13 protein-coding genes are annotated in these 11,900 nt (G+C 74.5%); 4 read left to right on the forward strand and 9 right to left on the reverse strand.

All coding sequences use genetic code 11. From position 1 onward, the window contains the following. Window positions 1-34 precede the first annotated feature (34 nt). On the forward strand, window positions 35-1,921 hold the full coding sequence (locus C8046_RS09690) for a vWA domain-containing protein (RefSeq protein ID WP_109229263.1): 1,887 nt from the start codon (window positions 35-37) through the stop codon (window positions 1,919-1,921). Window positions 1,922-1,925: 4 nt separating this feature from the next. Here C8046_RS09690 and C8046_RS09695 read toward each other — a convergent pair whose 3' ends face one another. The 8 genes from C8046_RS09695 to C8046_RS09730 form a co-directional block, all read right to left on the reverse strand. Beyond that, entirely contained in the window at window positions 1,926-2,450 is a 525-nt protein-coding gene (locus tag C8046_RS09695) for a gluconokinase (protein WP_109229264.1), read from the reverse strand. Window positions 2,451-2,531: 81 nt separating this feature from the next. Further along, window positions 2,532-3,071, reverse strand: coding sequence for a 2-phosphosulfolactate phosphatase (locus C8046_RS09700; RefSeq protein ID WP_109229265.1), 540 nt, complete (start codon window positions 3,069-3,071; stop codon window positions 2,532-2,534). Further along, entirely contained in the window at window positions 3,068-4,297 is a 1,230-nt protein-coding gene (locus C8046_RS09705) for a CynX/NimT family MFS transporter (RefSeq protein WP_109229266.1), read from the reverse strand. The genes C8046_RS09700 and C8046_RS09705 overlap by 4 nt, the downstream gene beginning before the upstream one ends. A 7-nt stretch (window positions 4,298-4,304) precedes the next feature. After that, window positions 4,305-5,504 (reverse strand): MFS transporter, encoded by a 1,200-nt coding sequence (locus C8046_RS09710; protein WP_109230863.1) that lies wholly within the window; start codon window positions 5,502-5,504, stop codon window positions 4,305-4,307. A gap of 432 nt (window positions 5,505-5,936) precedes the next feature. Next, window positions 5,937-7,487 (reverse strand): class I SAM-dependent methyltransferase, encoded by a 1,551-nt coding sequence (locus C8046_RS09715; RefSeq protein ID WP_109229267.1) that lies wholly within the window; start codon window positions 7,485-7,487, stop codon window positions 5,937-5,939. A 100-nt stretch (window positions 7,488-7,587) separates the two neighbouring features. After that, the gene (locus tag C8046_RS09720) at window positions 7,588-8,067 is read right to left on the reverse strand and encodes a hypothetical protein (RefSeq protein ID WP_109229268.1); all 480 of its coding nucleotides are present in this window, start codon (window positions 8,065-8,067) and stop codon (window positions 7,588-7,590) included. 86 nt (window positions 8,068-8,153) lie between these two features. After that, window positions 8,154-8,492 (reverse strand): TfoX/Sxy family protein, encoded by a 339-nt coding sequence (locus C8046_RS09725; RefSeq protein WP_109229269.1) that lies wholly within the window; start codon window positions 8,490-8,492, stop codon window positions 8,154-8,156. 17 nt (window positions 8,493-8,509) lie between these two features. Then, window positions 8,510-8,896, reverse strand: a complete 387-nt coding sequence (locus C8046_RS09730) for a VOC family protein (protein ID WP_109229270.1) — start codon at window positions 8,894-8,896, stop codon at window positions 8,510-8,512. 173 nt (window positions 8,897-9,069) lie between these two features. On the opposite strand from C8046_RS09730, the gene C8046_RS09735 reads away from it, so the two are divergent. The 3 genes from C8046_RS09735 to C8046_RS09745 are packed head-to-tail and all read left to right on the forward strand — an operon-like array spanning window position 9,070 to window position 11,312. Further along, complete coding sequence (locus C8046_RS09735; protein ID WP_109229271.1) at window positions 9,070-10,140, forward strand: small ribosomal subunit Rsm22 family protein; 1,071 nt, start codon at window positions 9,070-9,072, stop codon at window positions 10,138-10,140. Further along, on the forward strand, window positions 10,134-10,913 hold the full coding sequence (locus C8046_RS09740; protein WP_235866269.1) for a M50 family metallopeptidase: 780 nt from the start codon (window positions 10,134-10,136) through the stop codon (window positions 10,911-10,913). Before C8046_RS09735 ends, C8046_RS09740 begins: the two co-directional genes overlap by 7 nt. Window positions 10,914-10,934: 21 nt before the next feature. Beyond that, on the forward strand, window positions 10,935-11,312 hold the full coding sequence (locus C8046_RS09745) for an iron chaperone (protein ID WP_109229272.1): 378 nt from the start codon (window positions 10,935-10,937) through the stop codon (window positions 11,310-11,312). A 158-nt stretch (window positions 11,313-11,470) separates the two neighbouring features. On the opposite strand, the gene C8046_RS09750 is transcribed toward C8046_RS09745, so the two are convergent. Further along, window positions 11,471-11,875: an NUDIX hydrolase gene (locus C8046_RS09750; protein ID WP_109229273.1), complete on the reverse strand. Its 405-nt coding sequence runs from the start codon at window positions 11,873-11,875 to the stop codon at window positions 11,471-11,473. Between the last annotated feature and the right edge of the window lie 25 nt (window positions 11,876-11,900).

Genomic DNA, 11,900 nt, shown 5'->3' on the forward strand with positions numbered 1-11,900 from the left:
GACTTTGCGAACGCAAATACTCTACGGTCGCCGCATGAGCACACCACGCCTCCTCGGAACGGTCGCCACCGCCGTCGCGCTCCTGGCCGGCCTGCTCGCACCCGTCGCTGCGACGGCGGCGCCCGACTCCGGCGCAGCAGCCGAGGACGCGCAGCTCCTCGTGGTCCTGGACTCCTCCTCCTCGATGCTCGAGCCCGCGAGCGACGGCGGCACCCGCGCCGACGCGGCGAAGAACGCGCTGCTCGGGGTCGTCGACACCCTCGGCGAGGACGAGCGCGTGGGGCTGCGGACGTTCGGCGCCACGGTCGTCGGGCTGGACGATCCGGCGTCGTGCACCGACTCCCAGCTCACCGTCCCGATCGCCACCGACAACCGGCAGGCCCTGCGCGACGCCGCCAACGCCTACCTGCCCTACGGCGAGACCCCCATCGGCTTCGCCCTCCAGCAGGCCGGGACCGATCTGACCGCAGCCGGATCGGACGTCCAGCGCACCGTCCTGCTCATCTCTGACGGCGAGTCCAACTGCCAACCCGACCCCTGCGCCGTCGCCCGCGACCTCGCCGCCCAGGGCATCGACCTCACCATCCACGTCGTCGGGTTCGACGTCTCCGGCGCCGCGCGCGACGCCCTCGTCTGCATCGCGAACGCCGGCGGCGGGCAGTACTTCGACGTCACCGACACCACCGGCCTCACGTCCGTCTTCGAGAAGGTCTCCACCCGCGCCTTCCGCGACTTCGCGCTCGACGGCCAAGAGGTCGTCGGCACGGCGGACGCACCCGCCGCCCCCACGCTGACGCCCGGGACCCGGTACATCACGTACCTGCCCGCCCCGGGCTCGGCGCTCAACTACCAGATCGAGCGCACCATCCCCGGTTCCCGGCTGTGGGTCTCGCTCAACGCCACCGCGCAGATCTCGGCCCAGAGCCTCCTGGTCGAGATCTACCCGGACGCGACGGCGGAGGGGTCCCGGTGCGACCACGACCTCTCTTTCCCCTCCACGTGGGGCGGGAGCTGGAGCCTGACGACGATGAGTCTGAGCTCGACCTCGAGGGAGGAGTGCACGGCCGCCGGGACCCAGCTGCTGCGCGTCGAGAACTGGCTCGACTCGACGTCGGCCGACGGGGCACCGGCAGAGGTGCTCGTCATCGAGGAGCCGCCGGTGAGAAGCACGGACGCGCTGCCGCCTTTCCCCGCCGAGACGACCCCGTGGGTCGAGCCGGCCGCCGTCACGCCGCAGCCGGTCCTGGGGGGCACCACGCTCAGCGGGGCCACCCCGGTCGCCGCCGGTTCCTACCGGCTCGACCTGATGCCGGGCGAGACCGCCCTGTTCCGCGTCCCGCTGGACTGGGGCCAGAGCCTTCAGGCGCGCTCGAGCGCCGACGTCGGCACCTCCTTCACGCTGTTCTCGCCGACCCGCCTCGCGGTCACCGGTTCGCTCGTCGAGCCGCCGATCGCCGAGATCGACCCCGACCCCACGTCACCCCCACGGATCGCCGGCCTGCGCACCCCTCCGGTCACCTACCTCGCGCGCGAGAAGACCGGAACTGTCGAGGAGTCGATGCTGCTCGCCGGCGACTACACCCTCGCGGTCACGCGCGCCGTCTGCGGGGGCTGCGGCCAGGACCCCGGACCGGTCCCGGTCATCCTCGACGTTCTGGTCGACGGCGAGGTGAGCGGCGTTCCCGAGTACGTGGAGGCCGCGGTGACGTCGTCAGCGACGCCGTCGCCGTCCGTCTCCACCACCGCATCGGCAACGCCGCCGCCCCCGGGCGACTCTCCGACGTCGTCCGAAACGCCCGAGGCGAGCGAGGACGACGGCGGTCTCCCGGTCGCGGTCCCGGTCGCCGTCGGCGTCCTGGGCCTGGCGCTGCTGGGCGGCGGCACGTGGACGCTGGTGCGACGTCGCCGTTCCGGCGCCTGACCGCCTAGCCCTCGAGGGCGGTGACGACGGCGCTCACGAGGGTGGGGACGTCGTCACCCGCCGAGAGCGTGAGGCCCGCCTCGTCGTCGCCGAGCGGCTCCAGGGTCGCGAGCTGGGACTCGAGCAGGGTGACCGGCATGAAGTGCTCCGACCGGCTCGCGACGCGCCGGCGGAGCTCGGCGTCGTCGACGTCGAGGTGGACGAACGCGACGCCGTCGGGCGCCGTGCGGAGCACGTCCCGGTAGGCGCGCCGCAGCGCCGAGCAGGCGACCACGGACCGGACGGGGCTGCCGGCGGGGTCGGCCGGCGCGGCCGGCTGCTGCGCCATCCAGGCCACCAGCGCGTCGAGCCACGGCCAGCGCTGCTCGTCGGTCAGCGGTGTGCCGCCCGCCATCAGCGCGACGTTGGCCTCGGGGTGGAAGTCGTCGGCGTCGGCGAACGGGACGCCGAGTCGCTCGGCCACCGCCTCCCCGACGGTCGACTTGCCGCAGCCGCTCACGCCCATCACGACGATGTGTGCCGAATCCATGGGTTCCATCCTGGTGCAGAAGCCCCTCGCGGTCGGACCCGAAGCCCCTCGCGACCGCATCCGAAGGGCCTCGCGGTCGGGTCAGGCGGGTGGTGCGGGCGACCAGTCGCCGTCGGACCACCGCGGGACCGCCGTCGACGAGTCGAGGCGGGCGGCCGCGGCCACCTCGTCGCCCCGGCCGTCGGCGGCCAGCGCGCGCCCCGCGACGCTCGCCGACACGAGGTGCACGACGGCACGGCGCAGCCCCGCGAACGCCTCGCACGCCACCGCGGCCTCGGGCGAGGTGTGGTCCGTGCCGCGCTCCGACAGGGCCGCCACCACCGCCCCCGCGCCGAGCAGGTCCTCGGAGCTGAACGCTCCGCCGTCGCCGGCCGCGACGACCGCGATCGAGGTCCGCGACGCGCGCTCGTGCTGGATCGCGAGGCACGCCGTCGCGACGGCGGCCGCGTTCGTGAGGTCGGCGCGGAGCACGACGGCGCCGCCCGTCGACGCCGCCGCCGCGAGCTCGCGCGTGGCGTCGTCGAGCACGTCCACCACGACGACCACGTCGGCCGGCGCGAGCCGCGCCAGCCCCGCGGCGCCCCACGCGAGGCGCACCTGGTAGTCGGCCTGCTCGGTCATCTCGGCTCCTCCGTGACGGTGAGGGTGGGTCGGGGTCGGCGCGCCGCCGCCACCCCGGTGAGGATCATGACGGCCATGATCCCGCTGACGATCGCGAACATCGAGCTCCAGCCGGGGACGTTCTCGTGCACCCACCCCATGACGACCGGGCCGGTCGCGGCGCAGCAGTAGCCGACGGTCTGGACGTGCGCCGCCATCCGGCGGTTCTCGTCGCTGGTGCGGGTGTGGCGCACCACGAGCAGGAAGACGACGGCGAAGTAGCCGCCCTGCGCGAGCCCACCCGCCAGCACCCACACCCCCCACAGCTGGGGTGCGATGAGCATCCCGACGGGCAGCGCCGCCCAGAACGCGCCGACGACGGCGACGAGCACGGCGTCGCTCGGTTTCACGAGCGCGAGGAAGAGCGGCACGAGGAGGGGTCCGAGGATCCCGGCGATGTGGAACCCCGACGCGCCCCAGCCCGCTGCGGCCTGGTCCATCCCGAGGCTCTCGTGCATCGCCGTCGGGAGCCAGGTCGTGATCGTGTAGAAGGAGATCGACTGGCAGGCGAACGTCGCGGCGAGCAGCCAGGCCGTGCCGTTGCGCCACATCGGGGCGACGGCGGAGGTCGGGGGAGGCGCACCGGTCGCCGTCGCGATCCGCGGCTCGCGCGGCGCGAACGCGAGCCAGAGCGCGAGCCCGATCCCACCGAGCAGCACGCCCCACGCCCCGGTCACGAGCTGCCAGCCGTGGGTGGCGGCGAGGGCCGCGGTGGTGGCGGTGGCCGCCGTCGCGCCGACGTTCATCGTGGAGGTGTACGCACCCATGAGGCTCGAGGTCCGCATCGGGTAGTGCCGTCCGATGAGCACGGGCACGACGAGGTTGCCGATCGAGATCGCGGCGCCGATGAGCAGGGTCCCGACGATCGCCAGCGCGAACGAGCCGCCCGAGCGCAGCACCGAGCCGACCACGACGCCGCCCAGGCACAGCAGCCCGGACGTCCGCAGCCCCAGCACGCGCAGGAGGGTCGACGACACGGGTGTGACGAGGCCGAACAGCAGCACCGGGATGCTCGTGAGGAGCGCGACGGCGGAGGCCGAGACCCCGAGGTCGTCCCGCAGGTCCGTGACCACCGGCGGCACGGCCACGATCGGCGCGCGCAGGGCCAGCGCGAGCGCCAGCATCGCCAGGACGCCGCCGATCGCGGCCGAACGGCCCGGCGTCGCTGCCGAGGGGGTGACGGTCACGGGGCGATCATGCCAAGGCGGGAGCCGCCGTCGTGCGTCGGTCCACCGCCCAGCTGACCAGCGCGAGCGCGAGGCCGGCGACCGCGAGCCCCACCCCGACCCAGCTCGGGGCGATGAACCCGAGCCCGGCCGAGATGACGGCCGCGCCGAGCGCGGCCCCGAGGGAGTTGCCGATGTTGAGCGCGGAGTGGTTGAGGGCGGCGGCGAGCGTCTGCGACTCCCCCGCGACGTCCATCAGACGGGTCTGGATCGCGGGCGAGATCGCGGAGGCCAGCGCGCCGACGAGGAACAGGAAGGCCAGGAGCGTGACGGCGGTGCTCGCCGTGAGTGCCAGGCCCGTCATCGCGAGGATGAAGATCGGGAAGAGCTGCAGGACGGCGCGCAGCGAGCCGCGGTCGGCCATCACTCCCCCGGCGAAGTTGCCCAGGGTCATGCCGACGCCGACCGCCACGAGCGTCCACGGGACCACGCTCTCGGCGAGCCCCGCCACCTCGGTCACCAACGGGGCGACGTAGGTGTAGACGGCGAAGAAGCCGCCGAAGCCGATCGAGCCGATGCCGAGCGCGAACCACACCTGGCCGCGGCGCAGCGCGCTGAGCTCGCGGCGGATGGTGGCGCCGGCGTCGCCCTGCTGCTCGGGGACGACGAACGCGATCGCGATCGTGGCGGCCGCGAAGATCGCGGTGACGGCGAGGTAGGCCACGCGCCAGCCGGACTGCTGGCCGAGTGCGGTGATGAGCGGGACGCCGATGACGTTCGCGACCGTGAGTCCCGAGAGCACGAGCGCGACGCCCTGCCCGCGCTTGCCCGGCCCCATCAGCTGGGCCGCGACGAGCGCCGCGATGCCGAAGTAGGCGCCGTGCGGGAGGGCCGCGACGAAGCGGGCGACGACGGCGAGCTCGAACGACGGCGCGATCGCCGAGAGGATCGTGCCGATCGTGAACGCCGCCGTGAAGATGACGAGGAGCCGCTTGCGCGGGAAGCGCGCGACGGACGCGGCGATGGTCGGGGCGCCGACGACGACGCCGAGCGCGTAGGCGGAGATCAGCGCGCCGGACTGGGCGATCGCCTGCTCGGAGCTGGCGGCCCAGACGTTCGGCAGCAGGTCCTGCGCGATCTGCGGCAGCACGCCCATCGCGACGAACTCCGTCGCGCCGATGCCGAAGCCGCCGAGAGCCAGGGCGAGCAGCGCGGCGCGGGTGCGCATCGGCGAGAGCGGGGCCGTCCAGGCGTCGGTGGGTGTGGCGGACGCGTCGGTGGGGGCGTCGTCGACGGGCGGTGTGCCGTAGGGCGCGGCGGTGGATCCAGGGGTGGTCATGCGGCTTCTCCTCGTGCGAACGGCGCTCGACGGTGAGCCGGTGACGGGCGGCCGGGAGCGGCCGCCCGCTGGCTATCGTAACGATTCGACCGACGGCCGGGGGACGGGCACCGCCGGGTTCGACGCCCGGCGCTCCTCACTGTCTGCGGCTCACCCTCGCTGTCTGCGGACGGACGACGGGCCCCGGCTCCGGCGTCGGGCATCACCGCAGGTCAGGGCGATGCGCCGGTGCGACCGACCGGCGGGTGAGCGATCCGTCCGCAGAGGGCGAGGGCCGTCCGCAGAGAGCGAGGCGGGCGGGCGGGCGAGGCGGGCGAGGAGTCAGACCGGTCGGCGCGCGACGAACAGGACGTGCGTGTCCGGCCAGTCGACCGCCTCGCCCGTCACGGGGTCGCGCAGCGCCGCCCCCACCGTGAACCGGTTCGCCACGAGCCAGTCGTTGCGCCACGGGCCGCTCGCCGGCTCGATCTCGAAGCCGACGCCCTCCAGCAGTCGCGCCCAGTCGGACCACTCCATCGTCGTGAAGCGCTCGTGGCACTCCGAGAGCCAGTTGCGGCGGTAGTCGCGGGTGGTGAGGAACTCCATCGCGTCGCGCAGCGGCATCCGGGCCACGCCCGGCGCGACCCGCTCCACCTGACACCGCGCACAGGACAGGGCGGGGAAGTCGGCCGCGAACTGCGTCAGCGTCTGCGACGGTGTGAGGGTCGCGAGGTGCGCCTCCACCCGGTCGGAGTCCCACCCGGTCATGTCGACGGCGGCACCCGGGTCCTCGCCGTCGAGCACGAGGTCGACGAGCCGCTCTCCGTCGGCCGGCCCCAGCACGTCGGAGTTGATCCACACCCCGCCGGGTGCGGTCTGGGCGAAGATCCGCTCGGCGAGCAGGCGCAGGTCGGCGACGCCGTCGCCGTAGCTGGAGATCTCGTGGGTCAGGGCGATGGTCACCGTCGTGTGGACCGACCGCTCCGGGAAGACCGGGGCGTGCAGGAGGTTCCGCTGCGCGAAGAAGACGTTGGGGTTGGCAAAGGCACCCTGGTCCCGGCGGTGCTCCGCCTCGGCGACGAGCGCGCGCGACACGTCCACACCGAACAGGTCGGAGTCGAACAGCCGCGGGTCGCGGGACGCGCGCTCCAGAAGCCCGCCGGCCGCGCAGCCGAGGTCGACGATCCTCCCGGGAACGACGTACGGCGCGACCTGCTCCCACTTGCGGTCGGAGCCCTCGTCGAACGCCTTCGTGTAGACGGCGTAGTCGCGGGTCTCGGTGAGGTCGCCGTCGGCCGAGACCGTCGGATCGGTGTGCGTGGTGCGGATGTGGTCGATCAGGTCATATCGCTCGAGGTAGCGCAGCGCTGCCGGGTGGACGAGCGCGCGCCAGCCCGGCTCGTCGCGCACCGCCAGCTCCAGCACGTGCCACGGGAGGCCCGGCTGCGGGTCGCGCGCGTCCTCGACGGGGACGATCCGGTAGCCCTGCTCGCGGTACAGCGCGGCGACGGCGGGGGTCGAGCACGCGACGACCGTGGAGGCCGGGTCGAGCTCGACGCCGAGCGTGAGCGACGCGCTGCGCAGCACGGTCGTCGCGAACCGCGGGCTCTCGGGGACGTCGGGGACGGGAGCCACGAGCGAGACGAGGCCGGCGACGTCGGACACCGCCTCGATCATGGCCTCGCGCCGGTTCGCAGGCACGGGGTTGCGGCGCGTGCCCGAGTGCGTCGCCGAGGTGATGGCCCAGACGATCGTGGCGCCGTCGGCCATCTCGACGGCGGTGCCGCGCTCGTCGGTCGCCCCGCCGTCCAGGATCTCGCGCAGCCGCTCGACCTGGAACGCGGTGACGAGGTGGTGCCGGCCCGGGAAGAGCACGTGGGAGATCGCGGTCATGGGACAAGCCTGCGGGATCGGCGGCGGCGTTGTGCGCACGGATGGTCGGTTCCCGGGGCGGGAAGCGACCATCGCTGCGCGGAACGGTCGGCCGGCCGGGTCAGGCTCGCTCGGCCAGCACCTCGAAGTCGCCCGCCAGGAGGTCGCCGTCCAGCCGAACCCCGGTCAACCGCTCCAGCAGGCCGAGCGTGGAGTCCTCGTCGAGCGCGTCGATGCCCGCCTCCTCCGGCAGGGGGCGACCCTCGTCCATCACCCGCTCCCCCTGGCTGTCGACGACGTGCCGATGGTCACCGTCCGCCGTCGCGACCGCTAGCGAGTACACGTCACCCGTGCTGGCCACCAGCACCGAGACCACCGTGGTCCCGAGCGCGACGGCGAGCTCGGCCTGCCGGTCGGCCACCGTCATCAGGGCATCGGCGACGAGGAGCCCGCGCGGCGTCACGTGGGCGGCGGGACCCGGGGCCAGCAGCGACGTGGCGTCGTCGCCGGTGCGGATCTCCCCCGTCGGAACCAGGCCGAGCCGGGCGAGGTCCTGAACGCCGGCGCCCTCGAGGTGGACGAGATTCAGGTTGTGGCCCATGGCCGCATGCTGGCACGGCGCGCGTCCGGGCGAACGTCGTCGATGTCGACGACGGGGCACCGGCCGCCCGGTCGCCGTCCCCCCGGCTACCCCGCCGCGAGCGCCCCGCGGTGCCCGACGGCGAGCCACGACTCCAGCTCGGCGTCGCCGTCGAGCAGGGGTGCCGGCACCGTGAGCCAGCGCCGACCCATCGGCCGGTCCACGCCCATGATCGCGGTGACGGCACCGCGCTCCAGCAGCGCCTCGTACTCGACGGGATCGACGCGGACGAGGAGATCGCCGTCGCGACCCACCGAGACGGTCAGCCGGTCGTCGACCATGAACGCGAGCCCGCCGAACATGCGGCGCTCGCCCACCTCGCGTCCCGCGAGCAGCCGCCGCAGCCGCTCGGCGACCGCCGCCTGCGCCGGGTGGGTGACCGCCATCGTCGTCCGCCGCCCGCTCAGTCGACCGGCTGGTCGAGGAACCAGCGGTGGCCGAACGGGTCGCGGAACACGGCCACGCGACCCACCCCGGGGTTGTCCTCCGGACCGCGGTCCAGCGACGTCCCGGCCGCGAGGATCCGACCGGCCAGCGCGTCGACGTCGTCGACCGTGAGGTGGAGCGACACCGCGGCTCCGCGGGCCGGGTCGGGTGCGGCGACGCCCGCGGAGTCGAACTCGTCCGACATCATCCAGCGCGCCTCGCCGACCGCGAGCTCGACGTGACCCACGCGGCCGTCGTCCATGACGATCGGCTCCCTCACGATCCGGGCGTCCAGCACCCGCTGGTACCAGTCGATCGCGGCGCGCGCGTCCGCGACGCAGAGGTAGGGCGTGAGCTCGTTCATGCGAGGACCTCCGGGCCGCCGGGCACCTGACGGAGCGATCGTCCCACCGGGGCGTCGCGGCGGGAAGGGCTGCCCCGCGCGCCGTGGCGCGCAACGGTTGCCGGTTCCGGCCACGCGAAGCGGCCACCGGTGCGCGCAACGTCGCGCCCAGGTCGACCTGGGAGGATGGGCGCGTGCCCGCGTCCTCGTCCATGCCCGCCACCCTGCGCCGGGCGATCGACGACGACCTTGCCGCCCTCCGCACCGGCGGCCCCGGCACCACCGGCCGCACCGAGGCGAGCGCCCGCCGGCTCTCCGCCCGCTACCTGGCCGACCACCCGGCCGACTCCCCGATCGTCGCGACGAGCGACGACGCCGCGGCCTACCTGACCACGCGCATGCCGGCGACCTTCGCCGCCGTCGACTTCGCCCTCGCGCAGCTCCTCGACGCCGTCCCCGGCCTCGACCCGCACTCCGTGCTGGACCTCGGCAGCGGTACCGGTGCCGCGACCTGGGCCGCGTGGGCCACGTTCGACTCCCTCGAGCGCGCCGACCTCGTCGACTACTCGCGCCCGATGCTCGAGGCGGCCACCCGGTTGCTCACGACGGCGGAGCTCACCGTCTCCACGACGCTCGCGGACACCGCGGGCCGGCCCGCGGGCGCCGCGGATGCCGCCTCCTCCCCCACCCACGACCTCGCCGTCGCCGCCTTCGTCCTGTCCGAGCTGACCGAGCTGCAGCAGGACGCCGTCGTCGACCGGCTCGCGGGCGCGGCCCGCCAGGCCGTGCTCGTCGTCGAGCCGGGAACGCCCGCCGGACACCGCCGTATCCTGCGGGTCCGCGACCGCCTGATCGCCGCCGGCTGGCGGATCGCGGCGCCGTGCCCGCACGAGCTGACCTGCCCCGTGCTCGCCCGCGAGGGGGACTGGTGCCACGCCGCCGTCCGGCTCGAGCGCACGCGCGCCCACCGCCAGGCCAAGGGCGGCGAGCGCGGCTACGAGGACGAGAAGCTCGCGTACGTCGCGGCCGTCCCGCCGGCCCGCGACGGAGCCGGCCTCGCCGTCGACCGCCCGACCGCCCGCGTGCTGCGCCACCCGCAGACGCAGTCCGGCCACATCCGGCTCGAGCTGTGCACGACCGACGGCGAGCACGCGCAGCTCGGCGTGACCAAGCGCGACCGCGACGCCTTCCGCGCCGCCCGCAAGGTCGAGTGGGGCGAGGCCTGGCGGCCCGAGCGCGCCGCTGCGGAGCGCGAGGCGTGGTGAGTCGTTGGCCGGCGGCCCTCCCGTGGGCCGACGCGACGTGGTGGGTCGCGATCGTCGAACGGACGCGCCGCGCCTCCGAGGGCTGGACGGCCTACGGCCCCGGCGTCGACGCGTCCTTCGACGGCACCCCCGCCTGGCAGACGTGGCTCCCGCTGGCGATAGCGGTCGCCGTCGTCGTGGTGCCCCTCACCTGGCGCCTCGTGCGCATCGGGGTGACGTGGGTGCACGAGCTGGGGCACGCCGCCGTCGGGATTCTCGTCGGCCGCCGGTTCACCGGCTTCGTCGTGCGCGGCGACATGTCCGGGCACGCGGTCACCGTCGGCAAGCCGCGCGGCCCCGGGCTCGCCTGGACCACCTGGGCGGGCTACCCGGCACCGGCGGTCGTGGGCGCCGGCCTCGTCGCCGCGGCCGTGCACGGCTGGGCTCCGGCGGTGCTCGGTGCGCTGGGGGCGCTGGCCGTCGTCACCCTCGTCTTCGTGCGGTCGTGGTCGACGGCGGGGACCACCCTCGCCGTCGCGCTCACCGCGGGCGCGCTGTGGTGGTGGCGCTCGGACGGCCGCTCCTCCGCCGTCGTGCTGGCCGCCGGGCTGGTGCTCATCCTCGGCGCGTGGCGGCACCTCGCCGCCGTGGCCGGGTCGCCGCGCGACTCCGACCCCGCGGTCCTGGCGCGAAGCACGCGCGTGCCGGGGTGGTTCTGGATCGGGACGTTCGGCCTCGTGATCGCCGGCGCGACGGCGCTCGCCGGGTGGTTGCTGTGGGGCGCGCTGCGCTGAGGCGGCTCGTAGGGTGCTGGCATGGAATCGACGCCGAAGCCGCCCAAGCCGACGACGATCGAGGAGTACCTGGAGCGGCTCGACCCCGAGCCCCGGGCACAGCTGGTGCGGATCAGGTCGCTCGTGAAGGAGCTGGTGCCGACCGCCGAGGAGACCATCAGCTACGGCATGCCGACGCTGACGTACGGCGGCCGGGCTCTCGTCTACTTCACGGCCTCCAAGAAGCACCTGAGCTTCTACCCCTCCTCGTGGGCTCTCGACGCCTTCAGGGACAGGCTCGCGGGCTGGACGACCACGGCCCACGCGGTCCAGTTCACGCTCGACAACCCGCTGCCCGACGACCTGATCGCCGACCTTGTCCGGGCCCACGTGCGTGACATCGACGCCGGGAGGCAGTGAACCTGCTCTGGCGCGGGCCTTGCGCTCGATCGGCGCGGGCTACCTGGTGCAGATCCCGAGCCCGCCGCGTTGCGCGCACGAATGGCCGCATCAGGCGCGGTGAAGCGACCACCGGTGCGCGCAACGGCCCGGCTCTCCGTCGTCACCTTCTGATCAGGTCACGCCCGACGGGCGAAGAACGCGGCCAGCACGGCGTCGTCCTCGTAGCCCAGGTGCATCGTGGCGATCTCGTCGGCGCCGAACAGCGCGACCGCCTGCCCCTCGGTGAGGTCGATCGCCGCGGGGTCGACGTCGCGGCGCAGCAGGAACGTCGTCTCGTGCCCGTAGAAGCGCTCGCGCGCCTCGAGGAGCTCGAGCTCGTCCGGCTCGACGACGAGCGCCATCTCCTCCTCGAGCTCCCGCACGGCGCACGTGAGCGCGTCCTCGCCGGGCTCGCGCATGCCCCCGGGGACGCACCAGAACCCGGGGAACGGGATGGTGGGGATGTCGTCCCGGAGCTGCAGGAGCACCCGGCCGTCGGAGGCCTGGACGATCACCTGGACACCTGCGCGCTCGTCGGTCATCGCTCCATCGTGCCCGAGCCGTCGC

The organism is Serinibacter arcticus, from assembly GCF_003121705.1.
Taxonomy (GTDB): Bacteria; Actinomycetota; Actinomycetes; order Actinomycetales; family Beutenbergiaceae; genus Litorihabitans.